The organism is Caballeronia pedi (assembly GCF_001544915.2).
In the GTDB taxonomy this organism is placed as follows: Bacteria; Pseudomonadota; Gammaproteobacteria; order Burkholderiales; family Burkholderiaceae; genus Caballeronia; species Caballeronia pedi.
The window spans coordinates 77,381-100,369 of sequence record NZ_FCOE02000019.1; the positions used below are offsets into that span (position 1 = coordinate 77,381).

Sequence of the window (22,989 nt, forward strand, 5' to 3'; positions counted from 1 at the left end):
CGCTGTCGCGTCGTGGGAGAGAGCAATCGTTGTGCCGTTCGGCGGGAGAAACGCGTGCGAGGAGTGCTTACAAACGACTTTCTCGCGATTCAGCGATCAGAGCCGCCGCGGCCATAGACCGCCCGGCAGGCTCACGGGAATGACGCCGGCGACGAACGCCGCCTTCAGATCGGCGCGTTCGGAAAAGCGCGGCGAGTCGAACCATGTCAGGAATTCATCGCGCCAGTTGCCCCACGCGTTCTCGTCGAAATCGAAATCCTCGTCGATCCGGCCGTTGTCGCGCAGATAGGCGCCGACCACTTTCGTGCCGTTCCAGTACGCGACGGCCACGTCCGTCAGATCGGCGGTCATGCCACGCGGAAGATCGCGCAGCAGCATCGCGACGTGCGCTTTGAACGATTCGAATTCGGTCGGTTTCATCGCGTGCTCCGCGTCAAAAAGTGCGTGGAAAACCTGCATGCGGTGTGCTCGTTCAACCGAACACGCCCTTGTTCAAATCCTTCTCGAACGCGGCCGTCCATTCGGTGCCGTGTCCAATGCGATATTCGCGTTCCTTCAGCGTGGAACGTCGCGTAATGGTGACGGTGCCCTGCAGCGGATAGACATCGTCCACGACATCGGACGCCCCGCCTTCCGCCACGAGAAAATCGCTTTCGTCGAGCCGGTGGCGCGCGAGAATAGCGAGAAACTCCGCTTTCTCGTCCGGTGCCATCACTGTCATCACGGCCTCCATGATCGAACGCTGCTCTCTTCAAAGTAGCACACGCGCGGCGGAAAGTCGGCGCATATCTTGCGACGAGCGCGGCGGGGCGCACGCGCGCGCAATGAACGCGCGTGCCGATTCTTTTTCCGATGAGGAGCCGATATCGATGAATCGCGGATCAAACTTTCTGGTCGCGGCGGCGTTCGCCGTCTGCACGCATGCGCAGGCCGACGATGCCGTCTGCGGCACGCTCGAAAGCGCGACCAACGGCCAGGGCGGCATGATCGCGCTGCGCGAAGGGGAAAGCGTGAATTTCTGGCGCGGCGGCGCCGTGAGTCACGGCGCGCTGCATGTCTACAAGGACGGCGAGGTGTATCGCGTGTACTGGCAGCCGGAAGGAAGCGGCGACCTGTATGTGCTCGCGAACGAAGGCACGACCAGCGTGCGGCTCATCCTGACGCCGCCGCGCGGCACGAAAGTGGACACGGGACCGGGCAGCCTGCCGCCGCAGAAAGTGCTGTCGTGTCCCGCGCTGTAAATTAACGTGCTTACTTCGCTGCAAGCACCTTGCCGATCGCCTCGGCGACTACCTGCACGTTGCTGTCGTTCAGGCCCGCGACGCACATGCGGCCCGAGCGCAGGATGTACACGCCGAATTCCTCCTTGAGACGGTCCGCCTGCTCCGCGACCAGACCCGTGTACGTGAACATGCCGCGCTGCTTGACATAGCGCGTGAGCATTTCGCCGCGCACGTGATCCTTCAAGCCGTCGTGAATCGCCTGGCGCATGCGCGCGATGCGCTGACACATCGACGCGAGTTCTTCCTGCCACGACTGCCTGAGCGCCGGCGTGTTCAGCACGTGCGTGACGATCTTCGCGCCGTGCGTCGGCGGATTGCTGTAGTTCGCGCGCACCGCGCTCGTCAGTTGGCCGAGCACGCGGTCGGCTTCGGCGGCGTCGTCGCAGATCACATGCAGGCCGCCGCAACGCTCGCCGTACAGCGAGAAATTCTTCGAGAACGAATTCGCGACGAACGCCGGCACGCCACGGCGCGCGAGTTCGCGCACGGCGAACGCGTCGTCGTCGAGGCCAGCGCCGAAGCCCTGATACGCCATGTCGACGAACGGCAGCAGATCGCGTTTCTGCAGCACGTCGATGAGCTTCACCCACTGCGCCTCGTCGAGATCGACGCCCGTCGGGTTATGGCAGCACGCATGCAGCAGCACGACGCTCTTCGCGGGCAACTTGTCGATGCCGTCGAGCATCGCGTCGAAGCGAAGGCCGCCGGTGGCTTCGTCGTAGTACGGATACGTGTTCACTTCGAAGCCCGCGCGCTCGAAGATGAAGCGGTGGTTCTCCCACGTCGGATCGCTCACCCACACTTTCGATTGCGGGAAATAGCGCTTGATGAAATCGGCGCCCACTTTCAACGCGCCCGAACCGCCGAGCGTCTGCACGCTGGCGATACGTCCGTCCGCGCGCGGCGGGCTGTCGTGGCCGAACACGAGCGCCTGCACGGCATCGCGATAATGCGCGAAACCGGCCATCGGCAGATAAGGTTTCGCGCCGGGTTCCTTCGCGATCGACAGTTCCGCTTCACGCACCGCGTGCATCACGGGCAGGCGGCCTTCGTCGTCGAAGTAGATGCCGATGCTCAGGTTGACCTTGTTGGTGCGCGGGTCCTTCTGAAAGTTTTCGTTCAGCGAGAGGATCGGGTCGCCGGGATAGGCATCGATATGTTCGAACATGGTGTGAGGGTGTCAGGACGAGGGATCAGCGAGATGGAAGGCGATCGGCGCGCGCGGCGTCAGCGCCCCTTTTTTTGAGATAGTAGCCGATTCCGAGCACGGCCAGCCAAACCGGAATCAGATACACCGAGAGGCGCAGGTCGGGCGTCTCGAACATCACCCACACGATGCCCGCCAGAAACGCCAGCACGACGTAATTCGTGAACGGATAGCCGACGCTCGGAAACGACGTCGTTGCGCCGCTCGCGCGTTTGCGCCGCCGGAACATGACGTGAATGATGCTGATCATCGCCCAGTTGATGACGAGCGCCGATACCGCGAGGCCCATCAGCAGGCCGAACGCGCGCCCCGGAATCAGATAGTTGATGACCACGCACGCCGCCGTGACGAACGCCGACACCGCGAGCGCCGTCAGCGGAATGCCGCGTCGGCTCACGTTGAGCAGCGCGCGCGGCGCGTTGCCCTGTTGCGCGAGGCCGTACAGCATGCGGCTGTTCGCGTACACGCCGCTGTTGTACACGGACAGCGCGGCCGTCAGCACGATCACGTTGAGCACGTTCGCCACGAGCGTGCTGTTCATCTCGCGGAAGATCAGCACGAACGGACTGCCGCCGGTCGCGACCTTGTCCCACGGATACAGCGCGAGCAGCACGCCGAGCGCGCCGACATAGAAAATCAGGATGCGATAGATGACCTGATTGGTCGCGCGCGGAATGCTCTTCGACGGATCTTCCGCTTCCGCCGCCGTGATGCCCACGAGTTCGAGCCCGCCGAACGAGAACATGATCACGGCCATCGACATCACGAGCCCGTTCACACCGTGCGGAAAGAAGCCGCCGAGCTGCCACAGGTTCGCAACGCTCGCCTCCGGCCCCGCCTTTCCCGACGCGAGCAGATAGCCGCCGAACAGGATCATCCCGACGATCGCCGCGACTTTCACGATTGCGAACCAGAACTCCGTTTCGCCGTAGGACTTCACGCTCGTCAGGTTGATCGCATTGACGATCACGAAGCACGCGAGCGCCGATATCCACGTCGGCAGGCCCGGCCACCAGTACTGCATGTAGATGCCGATGGCCGACAGCTCCGCCATGCTGACGAGGATGTAGATCGCCCAGTAATTCCAGCCGGAGATGAATCCGGCGGCGTGGCCCCAGTATTTGTCGGCGAAGTGGCTGAACGAGCCCGCGACCGGCTCGTCGACGATCATCTCGCCGAGCTGCCGCATGATGAAGAACGCCATCAGCCCGGCGAGCGCGTAGCCGAGCAGCACGGACGGCCCGGCGAGCTTGATGGTCTGCGCGACGCCGAGGAACAGCCCCGTGCCGATCGCGCCGCCGAGCGCGATCAGCTGGATATGGCGGCTCTTGAGTCCGCGCCTGAGTGTTTCGTTTTGAGGTGCTTCGTTGGTGGTGCCGGAAATCATGTCGATGCCTGTGAAACGCAAAATTTACCGCTCTGATATGACCGCATGATCGCCTATGTCGTTTCGCCCACATTTCCGCTCTTGTTTCGGGCGGAAACTGTTGTTTTTTGGTGCGGACGGACCCATAGGACGATGAAAAAAGAGCCGATTATTCGAGGACGGCGCAGCGATTTTACCGCCCGGCGATCCGCGAAGCCTTGTTGGGCGGACCATTCGCGGCCTGATCTCCGAACTTTAGATCCGCACAGCAAACGATTTGAGGCCGAAATCAGGTGTTGTTCGGAGGATTGCCCACGGCGTGGTGGCGGGAGAATCCCATCATCCACTCACGACGGGGTCGCCATGTATCAGACGATGGAAGGAAACGCCAGGCCGCATCGAACGGCGCAGGGTTTCGAAGGATCGCAGGTTGGCACGACGGCTACGCAGGCCGAGTTGCTGCGCACGCTGCAATCGGTGTCGGACGACATCATGCGACTCGCCGGCAAGCTGCACGCCGGACGCGACGCCACGGACGAAGACGCCGTGACGATCACCGAGCAGCAGGAACTTGCGCAACATCTGATCGGCCAGTTGCTGACGATGCCCGCGTCGCAGGCGTAAAGGAAAGACAGGGACCAAGCGCGGAAGCGGCCGCAAGCCGCCCGCGTACATCGGGGAAGGACACATGAACTACTTGACCATCATCGCGGCTGTATGGGGAATTTGCGCGATCTGCGCGGTGCTGTTCATCCGCGGCGCGGCGCAGCGCAATCAGGAACCGCTGCGCGTGCAAAGCGAGCGCGAGCCGAATGCGAACCGCTCGGGCGACTACGGCCGCCCGGTCTGACCCGATGAACCTGGCGAGGTGCGCGCGCCTCGCCAGCGCGTCGGGGTATTACTTGCCCGCGCCGATCGCGGCGACCGCCGCGCGCAAGCCTAGCAGATAGCTGCCCACACCGAAGCCGGAAATCTGTCCCTTCGCGATTTCCGCGAACACCGACTTGTGGCGGAACTCCTCCCGCGCGTGCACGTGCGACATGTGCACTTCGATGACCGGCGCCGTCAGAATGGCGAGCGCATCGCGGATCGCGTAGCTGTAATGTGTCCACGCGCCCGCGTTGATGATGATCGCATCGACCTTTTCCTCGAACGCCCGATGAATGCGCGAGCACATCTCGCCTTCGATGTTCGTCTGATAGCACTCCACGTCCACGCCCAGCTCCTTGCCCAGCGCGGCCATTTGCTCGTCGATCTGCGCGAGCGTCGCCGTGCCGTACTGCTTCGGGTCGCGCTTGCCGAACATGTTGAGGTTGACGCCATGCAGCGTCAGGATCTTTGCCATGTGATTTCCTTGAACGGAATGGGGAATTGAAAAGACTCAGGCGGTCTCGACGATCTTGCCGCTCGTCGCCGCGAGAACGATAGCCTCGGTGATCCGCAGATTCTGCAGCCCGTCGCGCGCGCTGACAATAGGTTCGGCTTCGCCGCGCGCCACGCGCCCGAAATGTTCCATCTGATGCGCGAGCGGATCGTCGCGCTGCATCGGCACGATGCTTTCCTCGAAAGGCTTCCACCACGAGCGGTCTTCTGCGCGTCCGTAGGACTTCAGACGCATCGTAGGCACCGAAAGCGAGCCGAAGGTGCCCGCGATCACGTAGCAGTCTTCGTCGGGATAGGTCGAATACGCCTTGTTCTCCTGCGAGGTCTGTTCCCAACTGCGCGGGCACGCGGCGGTGTCCGACAGCATGAAGGTGCCGAGCGCGCCGCTCGCGAAGCGCAGGTTGATCGCGACCGTGTCCTCGACGGGAAAGCCGCGCGTTGCCTGCGATGCGAACGCCTGCACCGCGACGATATCGCCGCACAGCATGCGCAGGTTGTGCACCTCGTGAATCATGTTGAGCAGGATCGGCCCGCCGCCCGGCTCGCGCCGCCACTGCGCGCTGGCGTAATACTCGTCGGGCTTGAAGAACACCGCGCTGCCCATCACCGCGACGAGCTTGCCGAGCCGCCCTTCGTCGATCACCTGCTTCGCGCGCGCCATGATCGGGCTGTGCGCGCGATGATGTCCGATCAGCACCTTCACGCCCGAACGCTCTACTTCATCGACGAGCGCCTGTGCCTCGTCGACGGTCGGCGCAATCGGCTTTTCCAGCAGCGTCGGCACGCCCGCGGCGACACAGACGCGCGCATGTTCGACGTGAAGCTGATTCGGCGTCGCGAGCACGATGCCATCGGGGCGGTCTTTGGCGAGCAGTTCATCGAGCGTGCGGTAGAGCGGCACGCCTGCCTTCGCCGCGATATCGACGGCGGCGGGCGCGGGATCGACGATCGCACAGAGCGTGCAGGTCGCGCTCGACTGCGCGACGCCCATGTGCGCCTGTCCGATATAGCCCGCGCCGGCCACCGCGATGCGCGTTTTTGCTGATGCGTTACCTGAGTCCGTATTCACTTGAATCTACCGAGGTTGATAAGAAGAGCGCGCGCGAGGGCACGCGGACGGCGCGGTCCACGCGCCGCCGTGAGGAAAGCAATCGAGAGGGAAAGAGCCTTACGAAACGCGCGCGTTCGCCACCGATTCCGCGCGCAGCCGGTCGTATTCCGATTTCTCGACCGGCCGTGCATCCTGCTCGCCGAGCTGATTGAGCGGAATGCGATACGTCTCCCGCGCGCTCCACGCCGCGATGGCCGCAATGATCGTCACGGCGAGCGTGATCGAGCCGATCATCACCGGAATGTTGGTCGATCCCGGCGGCGCGACGGTCGCGAAGAGCGCGGGCAGGAGCGCCGTGATCGTCGTGCCGACGTTCTGCGAGATCGCCATCGCGGAGACGCGCGTACGGGTCGGGAAGAGTTCGGGATAGAAGCTCGGGAAAATCGCGTTGTAGCCCTGATAGACGATGCCCCACATCAGCAGCGACGCGACGATCGCGAGGCCGACGCTGTGAATGCTGATCGCGTAGAGATACAGATACGACATAAGGCCCGAGGCGATCGCGCCGAAGATGATCGGCGGCTTGCGTCCGATCTTGTCCGAGAGATTGCCGACGATCGGAATCACGATCACGGCGAGAATATTGCCGACGACCGGAATCCACAGATACACGCTCTTGTGAAAGCCGACGCCGTAGGCCGCCTGCACCGCGTAGGCCGCGCCGAAGATGGTCGCCACCACGGGAATCACGTTCATCAGCGCCATGCAGACGACGCGGATCATGTCGCCGAGGTTGTACTTGAAGGCCTCGACGATCGGCGAGCGCGGCACCGCGCCCTTTTCGCCTTCCTTCTCGAAGGCGGGCGTTTCGTGCACTTCACGCCGGATGATGTAGCCCGCGATCAGCACCACCGCCGAAAGCAGGAACGGGATGCGCCAGCCCCACGCATTGAACGCGTCCTCGGGCATGTAGTACGCGAGCGGCAGGAACACGGCGGCCGCGAGAATCTGCCCCGCCTGCACGCCCTGAAGCGTGAAGCTCGCGAAGAAGCCGCGCCGGCCGAATGGCGCGTGCTCCAGAATCATCGAACTCGCGCCGGAGATTTCGCCCGCGACGGCGAAGCCCTGGACGAGGCGCAGGATCACCAGCAAGGTCGGCGCGAGCATGCCGACGCTGTGGTAGGTCGGCAGCAGACCGACTGCCATCGTCGAGGCGCCCATCAGGAACATGCACAGCACGAGCACGGTCTTGCGGCCGTGCGTGTCGCCCCAGTGGCCGAGCACGAACGCGCCGATCGGCCGCGCGACGTAGCCGACGCCGTATGTCGCGAGCGACGCGACAATTGCCACTTTCGGATTGCCGGATGGAAAGAAAAGCTGTGGGAAGATCAGCGCCGCCGCTTGCGCGTAGATGAAGAAGTCGTAGTACTCGAGCGCGGAGCCTATCCAGCCGCTCGCGGTGGCCTTCTTCGTCTGCTTGTGGTGCTCGGCGTGCGACTCGCGTGATGCACCGGATGAGGCAGGCTTCGTGTCCATGACGTCTCCTTTTATGGGCTCGCCCGACGGTTTCTGCTGCCATCGTCGCGACGATGCTTCTATACCGATATCACAGTTGCCTTCTTTTCTCGACGGACGATGCCCGTTGTACGCGCAACGGACATCCAGCCATCATCGCCCCTGTATCGAAAGCTTTCGATGAGGCAAAACCCGCGCGCCCCCGATCGATGAAAGGATTGAGCGATAAATTACTATGCCGACTGGAAAACATAATCCAGCGCAAAGGAAAGTCAGAATGCGCTCCGGGAGAATAATCACCGCCGTTATTCTCTAGCCATGCCTAAAGCTTGTGCAGACGAAGCCGTAAACACGAGTACCGGCGGTGACCGCATCGCCGCCGCCCTCATTTCGCCTTCTCGTTGGCCCGGTCTTCCGTATGTCAGGCAACCCGTCCTTGATCGATTCGATTCTGGCCACGCCGGCGACAGAGGACGGGCGCATCACGGCCGCCATTCGCGCGTCGCTGCTGTCGACGCTCGTCGAGGACGTCCGCCCGCTCCTCTTGTCCGGCATCTCCGGCGCGTTCGTCGCGATGATCGCGCTCGGCCGCCTGCAGGCCGTCTGGACGATTCTCTGGGTCGCCGCCGATGCGCTGTTGCTCGCCGCGCGCCTGTTCATCGTGTGCCGTTATCGCGCGCTGAGCCGCCCGAGCGCGCCGCATCCCGGCCCGTGGGCCGCGCGTTACGCGCCGTTCGCGCTCGTGACGTGTCTCGTGACCGGCCTCGGCACGATGGCCTGCGTCATCTCCGGCGATGCCGTGCTGACCTCGCTCGCGATCATGGTGACGGCGGGTTTGCTCGGCGGCATCGCGTCGCGCAACGCGGGCACGCCGCATCTGGCGATCGCGCAGGTGTGTCTCGGCGCGCTGCCGATCGGCGTCGGCGGGCTGTTCGGTCCGCCCGGTTACTGGATTCTCGTGCCGCCGCTCTTTCTCTATGCCGGCGCGATGGTCTCGGTCGTGCAGCGCCACTATCGCGGACTCGTCGCGCTGATGACCGCCGAGCAGGGTCACGCCGAAATCGCCGCGCGCTTCGACGCGGCGCTCGCGCACATGCCGCACGGCCTTTGCACGGTGGACGCGGCGGGCAAGGTGGTGATCGCGAATCGCAAGGCGGCGGAGCTGTTCGGCGCGACCGTCGAAATGCTGCGGCTGAACGTGTCCTTGCCGGAATTCATCGGCTATGTGGGTCTCGCGAAATTCGGCGAGGCGCTGCGCGCGCAGTTCTCCGAGCGCTGCGCGCAGTGGCTCAAGGACGGCAACCTGCCGCTCGATCTGCCGTTGCGCGATGGCCGGCATCTGGAACTGAGCCGCAACCCGGTGCCGGACGGCAGTTCGGTCATCATCATCGAGGACGTGACGGAGCGCCGTAGAGCCGAGGCGAAGATCCTGCACTGGGCGCATCACGATTCGCTGACCGGCCTGCCGAACCGGCGTTATCTCGGCGATCACGCCGAGCGTCTGATGGCGGGCGGCGCGGGCCGCGACAAAGTGATGGTGATGTACGTTGATCTCGACGGCTTCAAGCGCGTCAACGATACCTACGGCCACAACGCGGGCGACGAACTGCTGAAGCTCGTCGCCGACCGGCTGCGCAACGTGATGCGTCACGGCGAACTCGCCGCGCGCCTCGGCGGCGATGAATTCGCGATCGTCGCGACCTATATCGCGGATGCGTCGATCGCGGCATTCGCGCGCAAGATCATTCGCGAGTTGTCGGCGGTGTATGCGCTCGCGTCCGGGGAGACGTTGCGGGTGGGCGTGAGCATCGGCATCGCGCTCGCGCGGCCGCACGAGCCGTTCGAAAGCGCGCTGAAACGCGCCGATGCCGCGCTGTACGAGGCGAAGTCCGAGGAACGCGGCGGGTTCCGGTTTTCGGCACGTGACGGCGACGCGGTGGCCAATGACGAGCAGGTCGTCGCCGCGCTGGGGGATCGAGGGCGGGCGTGGTAAAGGCGGCGACGCATCACACGTTGGTATGAGCGCGCCGAGTCGTTCGTAGAATGGTCAACGCACATGCGCATCCTTATCCTGATGTCATCGTCAGGCGAACGGAGCGCATCATGAGCGATACATCGACACGCAGGCTGTTATCGGGTTGCGCCGCCGTGCTGGCGTTCGGAACGTGGTACTCGGTGAACGCACCGCACGACTGGAGCGCGCTCGATCGCGCCGGTTACGACACGGAATTGCCGCTGGAACGCATCGCGCTCAACGAGGAAATGGCGTCCAGCACGACGCCGCAACGATAAGCCTACGTCAGGGCCGCTGCGCGCGCGACGGCGTCGATGCGCCCTGCGGCATCTTCACACCCAAGGCTTCGGCTTTCAGCACGAGATCGGCGAGCGAGCGCGCCGCCATTTTCTTCATCGCCTGACCGCGATGAATCTTCACCGTGATTTCGCTCAGGCTCATTTCCGCCGCGATCTGCTTGTTCATCAGACCCGATACGACGAACGCCATCACTTCGCGCTCGCGCGGCGTCAGCGAATCGTACGAGCGCCGCAAGTCGGCCACCGAGCGGCTCGCCGCGCGCCGTTCCTGATCGGCCTCCAGCGCCTGCGCGACGGCATCGAGCATGTCCTGATCGCGGAACGGTTTGGCGAGAAAATCCCTCGCGCCGGCCTTCATCGCCTTCACCGTCATCGCGATATCGCCGTGCGCCGTCATGAAGACGATCGGCAAGCCGAGCTGGCTCGCGGCCATCTGCTCCTGCACTGCCAGTCCGCTTTGGCCCTTCAGACGCACGTCGAGAATCAGGCAGCTCGGCACCTCGGGCATGTCGTAGGCGAGGAATTCATGCGCGGACGCGAACGTCATCACGTTCAGGCCGACCGAGCGCAGCAGCATGCGCAGCGCGTCGCGCATCGATTCGTCGTCGTCGACCACGTAGACCATCGCGCTGCTCGTCTTCGTGTCCGCGTCCTTGTCAATGCTCATCGTCTCCCCCTTCGTTTTCGGGCAGCACGAAGCGCAAGCGCGCGCCGCCTTCATCGGGCGATTCCGCCCAGATCCTGCCGCCGTGCGCCTCGATGATCGAACGGCAAATCGACAAACCCATGCCCATGCCTTCGGCCTTGGTCGTGAAGAACGCGTCGAAGAGGCGGCGCGCGTTGTCCTCGCTGATGCCCGTGCCGGAATCCTGCACCGTGATCTGCACATAGCCTTCATCGCTCAGGCTCTCGCCCGTCGCGACGCGCAGCACGCGCGGCCCGTTCACGCCGGACATCGCCTGCGCGGCGTTCATGATCAGGTTGATGAGCACCTGCTGCAACTGCACGCGGTCACACTGCACGCTTGGCGCGGGCGTCGCGAGTTCGGTGCGCACCTCCACGCGATGACGCGCAAGCTCGCGCCGCACGAGTTCGATCGTCTCGCCGACGATCTCGTTCACGTCGAGCGTGGCGGGCTGGCTGTCGCGCTTTCTCGCCATCGCGCGAATGCGTGCGATGACTTCGCTCGCGCGCCTGGCGTCGCGAATCATCTGTGTGATCGATTGCTGCGCTTCCGCGATTTCCGGCTGCGCGCGGTTGAGCCAGCGCAAGCCGGCGTCGCCGCTCGTGACGATTGCGGCCATCGGCTGCGTGACTTCATGCGCGATCGACGCGGCCAGCTCGCCCAGCATCGTGACCCGCGTGACGTGCGCAAGCTCGGCGGTCGAGCGCGCGAGCGCTTCCTGCGCGAGCTTGGTATCGGTGACGTCCATCAGCGCGCCGACGTATTCATCGCCATCGGCTTCCGTCGATGCGCGATGCGCGACGAAATGCACGTGCTTTACCGTGCCGTCTGGCAACAGCAGACGATGCTCGACGTCGATGTCGCACGCGCCGTCGAGCGCCGCGTGATGCGCGCCGCGCACGATCTCGACATCGTCGGGATGCGTGCGGGCGAGAATCGCGTCGATGGACAGTTCGATATCGCGCGGGTAATCAAAGATGCGATACGCCTCGTCGGACCACCACATCGTGCCGGCGGGCAGGCGCGTCGCGATGCTGCCCGTGCGCGACAGGCGCTGCGCGTCGAGCAGGAACGCCTCGCTGCGCTTCAACGCGTCGCGCTGACGCTGCAACTCCGCTTCCATGCGCTTGCGCTGCGTGATGTCGTTGCTGGTCGCGAGCACCGCGCGCGGCAGGCCTTTCGCATCCCGCAGCAAGGCCGCGCGGCTCGCGATCACGATCTCGCCGCCATCGTGGCGCACGCGCGTGATCTCGCCGTCCCAGCGGCCCGAGCGCAGCAGTTCCGTGCGGATCTGCGCGTGCGGCACCGGCGAGCTCGATTGCGTCATGCGCTGGATCGGCTGGCCGAGCGCCTCGTCCGCCGAGCAGCCGTAAAGCACTTCGGCGCCGCGATTCCAGAACGTGATGCGGTCGTTCATGTCGTGCGCGACGATCGCGTCGTGCGCGAGATTGAGCAGTTCGAGCTGCTCCTGCATCTTGGTCGTGGTGGCCTGATTGCGCAGCGAGAGAACAGCGGTCGTGCCGATCGCGACGAGACTCACCGCGCAGCGTGCGAGCGCGCCGCCCGACACGTTCTCGTCGTGCGAAAGAATGAAGCCGATGAGCGTCAGCACGACGCAGCCCCACGCGGTGGTGACGGTCGCGGCGCGATTGCCCGTCGACGCGACGAGCAGCACGACGACCACATACAGCACCGCGATGGCGATATCGAGCGGCGTGAGCGCGTCGATCACGAACACGGCGAGCGCGATGACCGCCGCGAGCATCCACACGATGCGGGTATCGTGACGCACCGCGCGCGGCGCGCTCTGGAAGGTCTCCATCACGGCCGGTCTGACGCCGGCGAGTGGAAATGAACGACGAACGAGACAGGCGACTGGGTCATTGAGCGTTCGAAAAAGACGTTCGTTGAAAAGATCGCGGTTCGCGCGCGACGCATCGAAAACATTACAAAATGAATTCTAGCCCTTCAAAAAGCCTTGCCTGATGCGCTCCAGACAATCCGCGACCGCCGCGCCATCGACAGGCTTGCCGAGAAAACACACCGCGCCGCCGTCGAGCGCCTGACGGCGCGCGGCGTCCGATGCGAATGCGGTGATGAACATGACCGGCACGCCCGGCTTCAGCTCGCGCAGGCGCTGTTGCAGCTGCAGGCCGGACATGCCGGGCATGTTGAGATCGGTGATGATGCACGCGAGACCGTCGAGCGAATCGCCGTCGAGAAACGACTCCGCCGACGGATACAGGCTGACCTCCCAGCCGAGCGAGCGCAACAGGCTTGAAGAGGCGACGCGGACGGATTCGTCATCGTCGATCACGGAAACTCTCGATGGGGATTGCAAGGGCGTTGTCCTGAACCGTGCGTGAAATTCGGCGGGCATGGGACTGGTCCACCGCTTGGATGAAGGTCATCTTACGCACGCGGCGCCGGCCGGGAAATCATATGTACGTATAGGTTTGAAGCGTTTGCTTCCATTCCGGCATTCCTGCGATGAAACGGCGGGCGGCGTAGCGAGCGCGTTGCGCGGCAACACCGTATAGTCCCGTTCTGCCTCCCTGGAAACCCTTATGTCGACTCCAACATCGACCGCGCTCGACAGCGGCAAGCACGTCCAGCTCACGCGCGGCCTGATCGCGCTGTTCGCGTTCTGCTGCGGCGCGATCGTCGCCAATCTGTATTACGCCCAGCCGATCACCGAACTCATCGCGCCCGACCTGCACATGGCGGGCGGCACGGCGAGTCTGATCGTGTCGCTCACGCAGATCGGCTATGCGCTCGGGCTGTTCTTCATCGTGCCGCTCGGCGATCTGCTGGAAAACCGCAAGCTCATGATCGCGACCGCGCTGGTATCGATCGCGAGCCTCACCGCCGCCACGTTCACGCACACGCCCGGCTGGTTTCTCGTGATCTCGCTGCTGGTCGGCTTTTCGTCGGTGGCGGTGCAGATCCTGATTCCGCTCGCAGCGCACCTCGCGCCCGACGAATCGCGCGGCAAGGTGGTCGGCACCATCATGAGCGGGCTGTTGCTCGGCATTCTGCTGTCGCGGCCGATATCGAGTCTCATCGCGGGCCACTTCGGCTGGCGCGCGATGTTCGGCGTCGCCGCCGTGCTGATGATCGGCATCACGACCGTGCTCGCGCTCACGATCCCGCGCCGTCAGCCCGATCATCGCGCGACGTACTTTCAGTTGATCGGCTCGCTCGGCCATCTCGTGCGCACGATGCCGGTCCTGCGGCATCGCTCGCTCTATCAGGGGCTGATGTTCGCGTCGTTCAGTCTGTTCTGGACCGCGATTCCCGTGGAACTGACGCGGCATTACGGGCTCACGCAGACGGCCATCGGCGTCTTCGCGCTGATCGGCGCGACGGGCGCGACCTCCGCGCCGATCGCCGGGCGGCTCGCGGATGCGGGCCACACGGTGCGCGCCACGTTCATCGCGCTGATCCTCGCGGCTATCGCGTACTTGCCGGTGGTGATTCATCCGGCGTGGGGCGTCGGCGCCCTCGTCGTGACCGGCATCGTGCTCGATTTCGCCGTGCAGATGAACATGGTGCTCGGCCAGCGCGAGATCTACGCGCTGCACGCGACGAGCCGCAACCGGCTGAACGCGGTGTACATGACGAGCATTTTCGTCGGCGGCGCGATCGGTTCGGCGTTCGCGAGCCCGCTCTACGAGCGCGGCGGCTGGACGCTCGTCGCGACCGTCGCGACGGTGTTTCCGCTCATCGCGCTGGCGCATTTCATCGCGATCGGGCGCCGTCACGCGGCCAGCACCTATACGCAAGGATGATCCGGCTGTATCCACGGCTGATGGCGTAGCGCGCTGCGCGAACGTATCTTGATTCCGTCGATGACATGATCGGAATCGGGAGGTGAAGCGGACATGGACAAGCTCTTCAGCATGCGCGTGTTCTCGCGCGTCGCCGAAACCGGCAGCTTCAGCGGCGTCGCGAAGGACATGGATTGCAGCGTGGGCATCGTGTCGCGCGCGGTCGTGTCGCTCGAAGACGCGCTGCGCACGCGGCTTTTGCAGCGCACGACGCGCCGCGTGTCGCTCACCGACAGCGGCGAGCGCTACTACCGCAAGTGCAAGACGATCCTCGCCGAAATCGACGCCGCCGACGCCGAAGCCAGCGACGCCGCCACGATCCCGCGCGGCCGCCTGCGCGTGCATGCGGTGCCCGATCTGGGCCTCACGCAACTGATGTCGACGATCGTCGAATACCGGCGCGCGCATCCGCAGGTGACGGTCGATCTGAAACTGCTGCCGGGCATGCCGGACCTCGTGCAGGAGCAGTTCGACGTATCGGTGCTGTCGGCGGCTTCGCTGCCCGATTCGGGCCACACCTACCGCATCGTCGGGCGCTTTCAGCGCGTGCTCGTCGCGGCGCCCGCGTATCTCAGGCGTCACGCGGTGGAATCCATCGGCGATCTGCCGATGCACGCGCTCACGCGCATCAACGCGCCGTTCGCGCATCCGTGCGACTGGCATGCGGAACTGGCATCCGGCTGGACCGGCAACGCCGAAGCCGCCGATCAGATCGTGGTGAACGACGCCGAAGCGATTCGCGTCGCGCTGGTGGCGGGCGCGGGCGTCTCGGCGATGCCGCATTACTTCGTCGCCGACGACATCAAGGCGGGCCGTCTCGTGCGTCTCTTTCCCGACTATCCGTTGCAGGGCGCGAGCGTGTACGCGGTGTATCCGTCGCGCCAGCATATCGACGCGAAGATCAGGACTTTCGTCGAATTTCTATCGACGTCGCTGCAGGGAAAGTTCGACGTGAGCGCCGGCCACGTGGCGCGCGCTGTGAGGAGCACGCCGCAACTGGTCACGGTTTAGGGATGCGGATGCGGCTGATCATCAGCGAGCCGGAAATCGCATAGATCAGCACGAGCGGATGCAGCGTGAAGCCGCCGAGACGCACCGTGCCGAGCCACATGCTCTCGCCGATCGCGCCGGACCACGCGCCGATGGTCAGCAGCAGCACGATGACGAACGACGTGGGAATCGGCGTGCCCTCGAAGTGCGTGACCTTGCCGCTCGCACCCGACATTTCCTCGGTCGTCACGTTGTAGCGCGCGAGACGCGACACGCCGCACGCGACGAAGTACGCCAGGATCACGCGGTCATACAGCCCGCGCATGCCGAATCCATAGCCGATGATCGCCGGCGCGACGCCGAACGAGATCACGTCGGCGAGCGAATCCAGTTCCTTGCCCAAAAGCGACGCCTTTTGCCGCCACCGCGCGATGCGGCCATCGAGCACGTCGAAGACGAGTGCCGCGAATACCAGGGCGCAGGCGAGGTAGATATGCAGGACGTCGGAGTCGTCGAGGTAGGACATCGACGAGAACAGCGCGCCCGTGCCGCACACCGCATTGCCCAGCGTGAACCAGTCGGCCAGGTGGAAATCGCGGATCATCGAGAATCGTTTGGCTTTCATCGTTTCTGTCTTCGTGACGTTCGGGTGGCGCTGATCGTCAGCGCCACCGGGCGTTCAAGTCTATCATCGCGCCCTCTTTCCTAAGCACTCCGCATGCCCGGCAAACCTGTACGTGAACGTACAGGTTTGTGTTAAGCTACGCGACATCTACGTGGTCATCTGGATATCCGCCATGCCCGCACTTCTCACTATCCGCGACGCCGCCGAGCGCCTGCAAGTCACGCCGCGCACGCTCAAGTACTACGAGGAGCGCGGGCTCGTCACGCCTACGCGCAGCGAAGGCCGCTACCGGCTCTACAGCGAGCAGGATCTGGATCTGTTTGCGCGGATTCTGCGCTTGCGCTCGCTGGGGTTCTCGCTGCAGGGCATCGTCGAGATGCTGAAGCGGCCGATGGAAGCGCAAGGCGAAGGCCGCACCGGGTACTCGGCTTCGTCGTTGCGCGAAATCGAAGGCGCGCTGTCGCAGCAGATCGAAGCGGTCGATGCGCGCATCGCCGCCGTGCGCCGCGAACTGAAGGAAGCGCAGACGGTGCGCGGCGAACTCGCCCGCGACCTCGACTATCTGCGGCGCAGAATCGCGGGCGAAAGCAAGGAAGCGCTGTTGCAGGAGCGCACGGCCGCGCGCAGGCAGCGCAAGGATATCGACGGATGACCACGACTTCGTTTCGATATCCGAAGCAAATCGTCGGACGCTTGCGTGGCGACCTGTTTCCGTGGGCCATCGCGCTCGCCACGGGTCTCGATTACTTCGACAACTCGGTCTTTTCGTTCTTCACGAGCTATATCGCGGGCGGCGTCAATGCGTCCTCCGATGAACTCGTGTGGGCATCGAGCGCGTATGCGGTGGCCTCCGTGCTCGGCATCCTGCAGCAGCAATGGTGGATCGAGCGGCTCGGCAACCGGCGTTACATCGCGGGATGTCTGCTGCTGTTCGCGGCGGGCGCGGTGGCGGCGACGCTGTCCGAATCGTCCATCGAACTGGCGCTCGCGCGCGGCTTTCAAGGCTACTTCATCGGTCCGATGATGAGCGCCGCGCGCATCCTGATCCAGACGCGCTTCAGCGCGCAAGAACGCCCCGCCGCGACGCGCCGCTTTCTCAACATGATCCTGCTCGGCACCGCGCTCGCGCCCTTGTGCGGCGGTTATCTGGTCGCGTCGCTCGGCTGGCGCGCGCTCTTTTCCTGCACCGCGTTCGCGGGCGTCGCGCTCGGCGTGCTGGCGTTCTTCGCCGTGCCGTCGTCGGGCCGCGTGCAGCCCGAGGCGCGCGGCGATGCGCATTTCTGGCCGTACATCCTCTTTGCGTTCGCGCAGGGCGCGTTGCAGATCGTCATGCAGCAGGTGCGTTTCGAGCTTTTCAGCACATCGCCCGAGTTGATCGTGCTGACGGTTGCCGGACTCCTGTCACTCGGCTGGTTCGTGTGGCATCAGTGGCATCATCCGAAGCCGTTGCTGCGGCTGCATGCACTGCGCGAAAAGACGTTTCAGGTGGGCATCGTGCTGTACATCGCGTTCTATTACATCAACAACGCGATGAGCTTTCTCGTCTCGCGCCTGCTCGAAGGCGGACTCGGCTATCCGGTGGAGAATGCGGGGCGGCTCGTCGGCTTCACGTCGATGGTTTCGCTCGCGATGGCCGTGGTCTATTTTCGCTATTCGGCACGCATCAAACACAAGAAGTGGATGATCATGACCGGCTTTCTGATGGCCGCGTTCATCGGTACATGGATGATCAACCTGCCGCCCGATGTCAGCATGCCGTGGCTCATCGCGCCGATGATCCTGCGCGGCATGCTGCTGCTCTTCATCGCGCTGCCGGTCGCGAACCTGACGTTCCGCGTTTTCGCGATCGATGAATACAGTCACGGCTATCGCTTCAAGAACATCGTCAAGCAACTGACTTATTCGTTTTCCACCGCGACGATCATCATCCTCGAGCAGCATCGCGCCGCGCTGCATCAGACGCGGCTGGTCGAAGCGGTCAATCCGTTCAACCCGACTTTTCAGAGCGTGTATCAAAGCCTGATCGGCGCGTTCGAGCACGTGGGTCGCAGCGCGTCCGAGGCCAAAAGCCTGGCGCTCGTCGAGATCAGCCGCGTCGTCACGCAGCAGGCGAATTTCCTCAGTTCGCTCGATGGTTTCTACTACATCATCGGCGTCGCGCTTTGTGCAAGCGTGGTGGCGGCATGGCAGACGCGCATCGATTGAATCCTGGCCCGGCGCAAAGCGCCGCGACAGACCTCGGGGCGGTACCATTTGATAATTTCGTAATTCAAGACACACAGGAACAACGCTGGACGCGCTGCTCCCATGGCTTTTCGGGTGTCGCGAATCTGGAAAGGATCAAATCGAGAGGATTCGAATGGGCTTCAGACATGCATTCGCACTGGCGAGCCTGATGCTGGCCTGCGCTTCGTCGCTGGCCGCGAGCCTCGCGATCAATGTCGGCGGTGAACGCTCGCTCACGACCGAGCAGTTGCTCGCGCGTCCCGACGCCGCGACGATCCGCGTGCCGAACGACATCACCTTCCATCGCACGATGACGTATCGCGCGGTGCCGCTGCGCGCGCTGCTCGGCATCACGGCATTGGCGGAAGGCAAGGAGTTGCAGATCACCGGCACCGATGGGTTCGTCACGCACTTGTCGGCAAAGTTGCTCTTCGGCGCCGCGAAGCAGCGCGCTGAACCGTGGCTCGCGATCGAGCCGCCCGACGCGCCGTGGCCGCAAGCGCCGGGCATCGGCGATATCGGTCCGTTCTATGTCGTGTGGATCGATCCGGCGGCGTCGGGCGTCAGCAGCGAGCAGTGGCCCTTCAAGGTCGACGCGATCCGCATCGCGCCGACGCTCGCCGCGCGGTTTCCGCAAATCGCCGTCGACAAGAGCGTGCCCGCCGATTCACCCATTCGCCGCGGACAAACCGTGCTCGCGACGCAATGCATGGTCTGCCACAAGATGAACGGCGCGGGGGATGCCTCGATGGGCCCCGACCTCAATCTCCCGCACAACCCGACCGAATACTTCCAGCCGTGGGTGCTGAAGTCGTTCATCCGCAATCCGAAGTCGATCCGCGCCTGGCCCGACATGAAAATGCCCGGCTTCGACAAGAACGCCATCAGCGACAGCGATCTCGACGCCGTCATCGCGTATCTCGGATACATGGCGAAACACCGGAAGTAAGCAGGCACTGAGGGAAATCCCCACGTTTCATCCCTGCGCCAACATTGCATACAATGTTGGCGTTAGCCATTTGAAACAAACGCATCGTGCCGCAGATCGAGCCAGCTTTGCATACAATCCAGCCTGAAGTGGCGCGTTCGGCGGACGACGTCTACGTCGCCATCAAGGACGCGCTCGCCGGCGGTCAGTACGGCGCGGGCCAGTATCTGCGCGAGGAAGTGCTAGCGAGAAGCCTCGGTGTCAGCCGCACGCCCGTGCGTGAAGCCTTGCGCCGGCTGGATGCAGAAGGCTGGGTCGAAACGCGCCCGAACTACGGCGTGCGCGTGAAGGCGTGGACCTTGCAGGACGCACGCGAGATCTTCGAGGCGCGCCTTCTGATCGAGCCGTATCTCGCCGGGCGCGCGGCGCTTTCGATCGGCGCATCGGATATTGCGCGTCTCAAAGACCTGGCCGACGCGATGCTCGCCATCACGCAACATCCGTCGACCGCCGAATCCTGCGAAGCGTGGTTCACCGCGAACGGCGAATTCCACGCGATCATCACGGCCGCCGCGAACAACGCGCGCCTCGACCGTTCGCTCAGGTCGATGAAGGAAACGCCGCTCATCAAATGGACGTTCGACACTTACGACGACCGTGACCGCGAGCGCAGCGCGCGTCAGCACTTCGAAATCGTACTCGCGCTCGAACAGCGCAACGCCGCGTGGGCGGAAGCCGTCACGCGCTGTCATATCCTCGCCGCCGAAAAGGCGGTGCTCGACCGCCACGACAGGGAACATTCCGCGTTCCAGCCTTGAGCGGTTCGAGTCATAACAGCATCGACACTGGAGACACGACATGGCGGGCACAGACAGCACGACGATCAGCACCGTAAGCGCAGGTCCGCGCCTCGACCGATTACCGATCTCGGGTTTTCACAAGCGCGTGCTATGGCTGATCGGCGCGGGCATGTTTCTCGATTCCTTCGATGTCTATCTCGCGGGCGGCGTGCTCGGCGCGCTCACGAAGACCGGCTGGTCGACGATGCAGCTCAACGCCGCGTTCCTCTCGTCGACCTTCATCGGCATGCTGATCGGCGCGTTCACGGCGGGCGTGCTCGGCGATGCGAAAGGCCGCAAGTTCACCTATCAGTTCAACCTCGCGGTGTTCGGCCTCGCGTCGCTGGCGGGCGCGTTCGCGCCGGACATGACGTGGCTCATCGTGTGCCGCTTCTTCATGGGGCTCGGGCTGGGCGCGGAGATCGTCGTCGGTTATGGCTCGGTTGGCGAGTTCATGCCGCCCGCGGTGCGCGGCAGATGGTCGGCGTATCTGTCGCTCATCACGAACTCGGCGCTGTTCTTCTCGACCTTCCTCGGCTATCTGATCATTCCGACGATCGGCTGGCGCGCGATGTTCGCGATCGTCGGCGTCGGCGCGATGGTCGTCTGGGTGATCCGCAAGAAGATGCCCGAGTCGCCGCGCTGGCTCGAATCGAAAGGCCGTTATGAGGAAGCCGAAGCGATCCTGCGCGCCGCCGAAGAAGAGTCGTCGCGCCACGCGCCGCTGCCGCCCGTCGACGATGCGCCGCGCACCGTGACCAAAAAGACCACCCTGCTCGAACTCTTCTCGCCTTCGCAGATTCGCCGCACGTTCGTGTCGATCGTCGTGCAGATCGCGATCAACATGGTGATCTACGGCTTCATCGTGTGGGTGCCGACGTTCCTGATGAAACAGGGCGTCGGCATGGCGTCATCGCTCGGGTATTCGTCGCTGATGGCGCTCGGCGGGCCGGCGGGCGCGCTCCTGGGCGTGCTCGTCGCCGACCGGATCGGCCGCAAGAACGGCCTGATCGCGGTCGCCGTGCTGGCGGCCGTGATCGGCTGGCTGTATGGGAACTCCTCCGGTGTCGCGATGGCGACGTTGCTCGGCTTCCTGCTTTTCACGCTGACGTATCTGATGGTCGCGCTCGGCATCGCGACGTACATTCCCGAGCTTTTCGCCACCGAAAACCGCATGCGCGCGAACGGCATCGCGGGCTGCGCGGGGCGCATCACCGGCATTTTCGCGCCGCAGCTCGTCGTCGTGATGTACGCGGCGGGCGGCGTGAAGGACGTGCTGTCGATGATCATCGGCGCGCTCGTCGTGATGGCCGTCGTGCTGGCGGTGTTCGGCATCGAGACGAACCGCCGCTCGCTGGAAGACATCGCGCCTTCGCCCGCGACCGATGACGCGCTCGCGGCATCGGCGCTGTCGCGCGAATCACATCGTTGAAACTTTTCAAGGAAACCGTCATGAGCGTTACGCATGCAGACAAGCGTCAGGCACTGAAAGCGCGGTTCGCGCGCAAGGAGATCGTTACCGCGCCGGGCATCTTCGACATGATCTCCGCGAAGATGGCAGACTCGATGGGCTTCGAATGCCTCTATATGACGGGCTTCGGCACGGTCGCATCGTATCTCGGCCTGCCGGACGCGGGGCTCGCGACCTACACCGACATGGTCGATCGCGTGGCGGCGTTCTGCGGCGGCACCAATACGCCGATGATCTGCGATGGCGACACGGGTTACGGCGGCTTGCTGAACGTTGCGCATACGGTGCGTGGTTACGAGCAGGCGGGCGCGGCGGGCATTCAGCTCGAAGATCAGGAGTTCCCGAAGAAATGCGGTCATACGCCGGGGCGGCGCGTGATCGCGCTCGAAGACATGGTGCGCAAGATCAAGGTCGCGGTGGAAAGCCGTGGCGACGCCAATTTCCAGATCGTCGCGCGAACCGATGCACGCACGTCGCTCGGGCTCGATGAAGCGTTGCGTCGTGGCGAAGCCTATGCGAAAGCCGGCGCCGATGTGCTGTTCATCGAATCGCCGGAGAGTGTCGAGGAACTGGAGAAGATCGGGCGCGCGTTCGACATGCCGCTGCTCGTGAATGTCGTCGAAGGCGGGCGCACGCCGCAGTTGGCGCCCGAGGAATTGCAGAAGCTCGGATTCTCGCTGGCGATCTATCCGGCGTCGGGGTTTCTATCCGTTGCGAAGGCGCTCAAGGATGTCTATGGCGAGATTCTCGCGCGCAAGGGCACGATGGGCGCGTCAGCCGCGATGTATCCGTTCCCGGAGATGTGCGAGCTGATGGGCTTCCCCGAAGTGTGGGCGTTCGACCGGGCGCACGCGGACTGACGCTATCCACACTCACGCGAGCGCCGCGACGCAATCGATCTCGATGTCGAAGCCACCCGGCCACGCCGGCACGTTGATGAAGATGCGTGCCGGCGGGTTCGGTCCGAAGAAGCGTCCGTAGACGGCGTTCACGACGGGAAACGCATCCACGGACGTGCAATAGACATTGCACTTCAACACCTGATCGAGCGACGAACCCGCCGTCTCGACGCACAGTTTCAACTGCTGAAGCACCAGTTCCGTCTGCCGTTCGATGGTTGCATTCGCAACCACTTCGCCGGTTTCCGGATCGAACGGCGGAAAGCCCGACACGTAGACCGTATCGCCGTGGCGCGCGACGGCGGATGTCGGGGCCTTGAATCGTTCGAGCCAGGTCGAAAGCGGTTCGACGCGGATGAGTTCGCGAGCCATATGCAT

The 22,989-nt window shown here is 64.1% G+C and carries 25 protein-coding genes; 13 read left to right on the forward strand and 12 right to left on the reverse strand.

What is annotated here, in order from left to right; translation table 11 throughout:
- Positions 1 to 96: 96 nt before the first annotated feature.
- Both AWB80_RS25260 and AWB80_RS25265 read right to left on the reverse strand, forming a co-directional pair.
- Complete coding sequence (locus AWB80_RS25260) at positions 97 to 420, reverse strand: hypothetical protein (protein ID WP_061177452.1); 324 nt, start codon at positions 418 to 420, stop codon at positions 97 to 99.
- A 52-nt stretch (positions 421 to 472) separates the two neighbouring features.
- Entirely contained in the window at positions 473 to 721 is a 249-nt protein-coding gene (locus AWB80_RS25265; protein ID WP_061177453.1) for a hypothetical protein, read from the reverse strand.
- A 148-nt stretch (positions 722 to 869) separates the two neighbouring features.
- Between AWB80_RS25265 and AWB80_RS25270 the strand changes: the two genes are divergently transcribed.
- Positions 870 to 1,241, forward strand: a complete 372-nt coding sequence (locus AWB80_RS25270) for a hypothetical protein (protein WP_061177454.1) — start codon at positions 870 to 872, stop codon at positions 1,239 to 1,241.
- Between the two features lie 10 nt (positions 1,242 to 1,251).
- Here the strand turns inward: AWB80_RS25270 and AWB80_RS25275 are convergent, their stop codons facing one another.
- Both AWB80_RS25275 and AWB80_RS25280 read right to left on the reverse strand, forming a co-directional pair.
- Complete coding sequence (locus AWB80_RS25275) at positions 1,252 to 2,451, reverse strand: amino acid aminotransferase (RefSeq protein WP_061177393.1); 1,200 nt, start codon at positions 2,449 to 2,451, stop codon at positions 1,252 to 1,254.
- A gap of 25 nt (positions 2,452 to 2,476) precedes the next feature.
- Positions 2,477 to 3,877 (reverse strand): amino acid permease, encoded by a 1,401-nt coding sequence (locus AWB80_RS25280; RefSeq protein WP_061177394.1) that lies wholly within the window; start codon positions 3,875 to 3,877, stop codon positions 2,477 to 2,479.
- Between the two features lie 342 nt (positions 3,878 to 4,219).
- Between AWB80_RS25280 and AWB80_RS25285 the strand changes: the two genes are divergently transcribed.
- Both AWB80_RS25285 and AWB80_RS44445 read left to right on the forward strand, forming a co-directional pair.
- The gene (locus AWB80_RS25285; protein ID WP_061177395.1) at positions 4,220 to 4,480 is read left to right on the forward strand and encodes a hypothetical protein; all 261 of its coding nucleotides are present in this window, start codon (positions 4,220 to 4,222) and stop codon (positions 4,478 to 4,480) included.
- A 64-nt stretch (positions 4,481 to 4,544) separates the two neighbouring features.
- Positions 4,545 to 4,706, forward strand: a complete 162-nt coding sequence (locus AWB80_RS44445; RefSeq protein ID WP_167390476.1) for a hypothetical protein — start codon at positions 4,545 to 4,547, stop codon at positions 4,704 to 4,706.
- Positions 4,707 to 4,754: 48 nt separating this feature from the next.
- Here AWB80_RS44445 and aroQ read toward each other — a convergent pair whose 3' ends face one another.
- The 3 genes from aroQ to AWB80_RS25300 all read right to left on the reverse strand — a co-directional run bounded on the left by aroQ (position 4,755) and on the right by AWB80_RS25300 (position 7,826).
- Positions 4,755 to 5,201 carry a type II 3-dehydroquinate dehydratase gene (gene aroQ / locus AWB80_RS25290; protein WP_061177396.1) on the reverse strand — a complete coding sequence of 149 codons (447 nt, stop codon included), beginning with the start codon at positions 5,199 to 5,201 and terminating at the stop codon, positions 4,755 to 4,757.
- Between the two features lie 36 nt (positions 5,202 to 5,237).
- The gene (locus AWB80_RS25295; protein ID WP_279628672.1) at positions 5,238 to 6,308 is read right to left on the reverse strand and encodes a Gfo/Idh/MocA family protein; all 1,071 of its coding nucleotides are present in this window, start codon (positions 6,306 to 6,308) and stop codon (positions 5,238 to 5,240) included.
- Between the two features lie 99 nt (positions 6,309 to 6,407).
- Complete coding sequence (locus AWB80_RS25300; RefSeq protein ID WP_061177397.1) at positions 6,408 to 7,826, reverse strand: MFS transporter; 1,419 nt, start codon at positions 7,824 to 7,826, stop codon at positions 6,408 to 6,410.
- A gap of 397 nt (positions 7,827 to 8,223) precedes the next feature.
- Here AWB80_RS25300 and AWB80_RS25305 point away from each other — a divergent pair, with 397 nt between their 5' ends.
- Positions 8,224 to 9,798 (forward strand): sensor domain-containing diguanylate cyclase, encoded by a 1,575-nt coding sequence (locus AWB80_RS25305; protein WP_087131589.1) that lies wholly within the window; start codon positions 8,224 to 8,226, stop codon positions 9,796 to 9,798.
- Between the two features lie 110 nt (positions 9,799 to 9,908).
- Positions 9,909 to 10,097: a hypothetical protein gene (locus AWB80_RS25310; RefSeq protein ID WP_244206716.1), complete on the forward strand. Its 189-nt coding sequence runs from the start codon at positions 9,909 to 9,911 to the stop codon at positions 10,095 to 10,097.
- Between the two features lie 7 nt (positions 10,098 to 10,104).
- On the opposite strand, the gene AWB80_RS25315 is transcribed toward AWB80_RS25310, so the two are convergent.
- From AWB80_RS25315 to AWB80_RS25325, 3 genes are all read right to left on the reverse strand, one after another.
- Positions 10,105 to 10,785, reverse strand: a complete 681-nt coding sequence (locus AWB80_RS25315; RefSeq protein ID WP_061177399.1) for a response regulator transcription factor — start codon at positions 10,783 to 10,785, stop codon at positions 10,105 to 10,107.
- Complete coding sequence (locus tag AWB80_RS25320) at positions 10,775 to 12,625, reverse strand: PAS domain-containing sensor histidine kinase (protein WP_061177400.1); 1,851 nt, start codon at positions 12,623 to 12,625, stop codon at positions 10,775 to 10,777. The genes AWB80_RS25315 and AWB80_RS25320 overlap by 11 nt, the downstream gene beginning before the upstream one ends.
- A 138-nt stretch (positions 12,626 to 12,763) precedes the next feature.
- A complete protein-coding gene (locus AWB80_RS25325) occupies positions 12,764 to 13,120 on the reverse strand; it encodes a response regulator transcription factor (RefSeq protein ID WP_087131591.1) in 357 nt (118 codons plus the stop codon).
- 250 nt (positions 13,121 to 13,370) lie between these two features.
- Between AWB80_RS25325 and AWB80_RS25330 the strand changes: the two genes are divergently transcribed.
- Positions 13,371 to 14,594: an MFS transporter gene (locus AWB80_RS25330; protein WP_061177402.1), complete on the forward strand. Its 1,224-nt coding sequence runs from the start codon at positions 13,371 to 13,373 to the stop codon at positions 14,592 to 14,594.
- A gap of 93 nt (positions 14,595 to 14,687) precedes the next feature.
- A complete protein-coding gene (locus AWB80_RS25335; protein WP_061177403.1) occupies positions 14,688 to 15,644 on the forward strand; it encodes a LysR family transcriptional regulator in 957 nt (318 codons plus the stop codon).
- On the opposite strand, the gene pssA is transcribed toward AWB80_RS25335, so the two are convergent.
- Entirely contained in the window at positions 15,634 to 16,248 is a 615-nt protein-coding gene (pssA, locus tag AWB80_RS25340) for a CDP-diacylglycerol--serine O-phosphatidyltransferase (RefSeq protein WP_061177404.1), read from the reverse strand. The genes AWB80_RS25335 and pssA overlap by 11 nt on opposite strands.
- A gap of 172 nt (positions 16,249 to 16,420) precedes the next feature.
- On the opposite strand from pssA, the gene AWB80_RS25345 reads away from it, so the two are divergent.
- The 6 genes from AWB80_RS25345 (at position 16,421) to AWB80_RS25370 (ending at position 22,572) form a co-directional block, all read left to right on the forward strand.
- A complete protein-coding gene (locus AWB80_RS25345; protein WP_061177405.1) occupies positions 16,421 to 16,900 on the forward strand; it encodes a MerR family transcriptional regulator in 480 nt (159 codons plus the stop codon).
- Positions 16,897 to 18,453 carry an MFS transporter gene (locus AWB80_RS25350; protein WP_061177406.1) on the forward strand — a complete coding sequence of 519 codons (1,557 nt, stop codon included), beginning with the start codon at positions 16,897 to 16,899 and terminating at the stop codon, positions 18,451 to 18,453. Before AWB80_RS25345 ends, AWB80_RS25350 begins: the two co-directional genes overlap by 4 nt.
- 154 nt (positions 18,454 to 18,607) lie before the next feature.
- Complete coding sequence (locus AWB80_RS25355) at positions 18,608 to 19,423, forward strand: cytochrome c (RefSeq protein WP_061177407.1); 816 nt, start codon at positions 18,608 to 18,610, stop codon at positions 19,421 to 19,423.
- 86 nt (positions 19,424 to 19,509) lie between these two features.
- Positions 19,510 to 20,220, forward strand: a complete 711-nt coding sequence (locus tag AWB80_RS25360) for a GntR family transcriptional regulator (protein ID WP_061177408.1) — start codon at positions 19,510 to 19,512, stop codon at positions 20,218 to 20,220.
- Between the two features lie 40 nt (positions 20,221 to 20,260).
- The gene (locus AWB80_RS25365; RefSeq protein ID WP_061177409.1) at positions 20,261 to 21,673 is read left to right on the forward strand and encodes an MFS transporter; all 1,413 of its coding nucleotides are present in this window, start codon (positions 20,261 to 20,263) and stop codon (positions 21,671 to 21,673) included.
- A 20-nt stretch (positions 21,674 to 21,693) separates the two neighbouring features.
- Positions 21,694 to 22,572, forward strand: a complete 879-nt coding sequence (locus AWB80_RS25370) for an isocitrate lyase/PEP mutase family protein (protein ID WP_061177457.1) — start codon at positions 21,694 to 21,696, stop codon at positions 22,570 to 22,572.
- Positions 22,573 to 22,584: 12 nt separating this feature from the next.
- Here the strand turns inward: AWB80_RS25370 and AWB80_RS25375 are convergent, their stop codons facing one another.
- Positions 22,585 to 22,983: a RidA family protein gene (locus tag AWB80_RS25375; RefSeq protein WP_061177458.1), complete on the reverse strand. Its 399-nt coding sequence runs from the start codon at positions 22,981 to 22,983 to the stop codon at positions 22,585 to 22,587.
- Between the last annotated feature and the right edge of the window lie 6 nt (positions 22,984 to 22,989).

Coding starts and splice junctions, on each gene's coding strand:
- AWB80_RS25305 (WP_087131589.1), top strand. CDS start 8,224: ATGTCAGGCAACCCGTCCTTGATCGATTCGATTCTGGCCACGCCGGCG.
- AWB80_RS25280 (WP_061177394.1), bottom strand. CDS start 3,877: ATGATTTCCGGCACCACCAACGAAGCACCTCAAAACGAAACACTCAGG.
- AWB80_RS25265 (WP_061177453.1), bottom strand. CDS start 721: ATGACAGTGATGGCACCGGACGAGAAAGCGGAGTTTCTCGCTATTCTC.
- pssA (WP_061177404.1), bottom strand. CDS start 16,248: ATGAAAGCCAAACGATTCTCGATGATCCGCGATTTCCACCTGGCCGAC.
- AWB80_RS25300 (WP_061177397.1), bottom strand. CDS start 7,826: ATGGACACGAAGCCTGCCTCATCCGGTGCATCACGCGAGTCGCACGCC.
- AWB80_RS25375 (WP_061177458.1), bottom strand. CDS start 22,983: ATGGCTCGCGAACTCATCCGCGTCGAACCGCTTTCGACCTGGCTCGAA.
- AWB80_RS25345 (WP_061177405.1), top strand. CDS start 16,421: ATGCCCGCACTTCTCACTATCCGCGACGCCGCCGAGCGCCTGCAAGTC.
- aroQ (WP_061177396.1), bottom strand. CDS start 5,201: ATGGCAAAGATCCTGACGCTGCATGGCGTCAACCTCAACATGTTCGGC.
- AWB80_RS25370 (WP_061177457.1), top strand. CDS start 21,694: ATGAGCGTTACGCATGCAGACAAGCGTCAGGCACTGAAAGCGCGGTTC.
- AWB80_RS25275 (WP_061177393.1), bottom strand. CDS start 2,451: ATGTTCGAACATATCGATGCCTATCCCGGCGACCCGATCCTCTCGCTG.
- AWB80_RS25350 (WP_061177406.1), top strand. CDS start 16,897: ATGACCACGACTTCGTTTCGATATCCGAAGCAAATCGTCGGACGCTTG.
- AWB80_RS25260 (WP_061177452.1), bottom strand. CDS start 420: ATGAAACCGACCGAATTCGAATCGTTCAAAGCGCACGTCGCGATGCTG.
- AWB80_RS25355 (WP_061177407.1), top strand. CDS start 18,608: ATGGGCTTCAGACATGCATTCGCACTGGCGAGCCTGATGCTGGCCTGC.
- AWB80_RS25285 (WP_061177395.1), top strand. CDS start 4,220: ATGTATCAGACGATGGAAGGAAACGCCAGGCCGCATCGAACGGCGCAG.
- AWB80_RS25270 (WP_061177454.1), top strand. CDS start 870: ATGAATCGCGGATCAAACTTTCTGGTCGCGGCGGCGTTCGCCGTCTGC.
- AWB80_RS44445 (WP_167390476.1), top strand. CDS start 4,545: ATGAACTACTTGACCATCATCGCGGCTGTATGGGGAATTTGCGCGATC.
- AWB80_RS25320 (WP_061177400.1), bottom strand. CDS start 12,625: ATGGAGACCTTCCAGAGCGCGCCGCGCGCGGTGCGTCACGATACCCGC.
- AWB80_RS25335 (WP_061177403.1), top strand. CDS start 14,688: ATGGACAAGCTCTTCAGCATGCGCGTGTTCTCGCGCGTCGCCGAAACC.
- AWB80_RS25315 (WP_061177399.1), bottom strand. CDS start 10,785: ATGAGCATTGACAAGGACGCGGACACGAAGACGAGCAGCGCGATGGTC.
- AWB80_RS25310 (WP_244206716.1), top strand. CDS start 9,909: ATGAGCGATACATCGACACGCAGGCTGTTATCGGGTTGCGCCGCCGTG.
- AWB80_RS25365 (WP_061177409.1), top strand. CDS start 20,261: ATGGCGGGCACAGACAGCACGACGATCAGCACCGTAAGCGCAGGTCCG.
- AWB80_RS25330 (WP_061177402.1), top strand. CDS start 13,371: ATGTCGACTCCAACATCGACCGCGCTCGACAGCGGCAAGCACGTCCAG.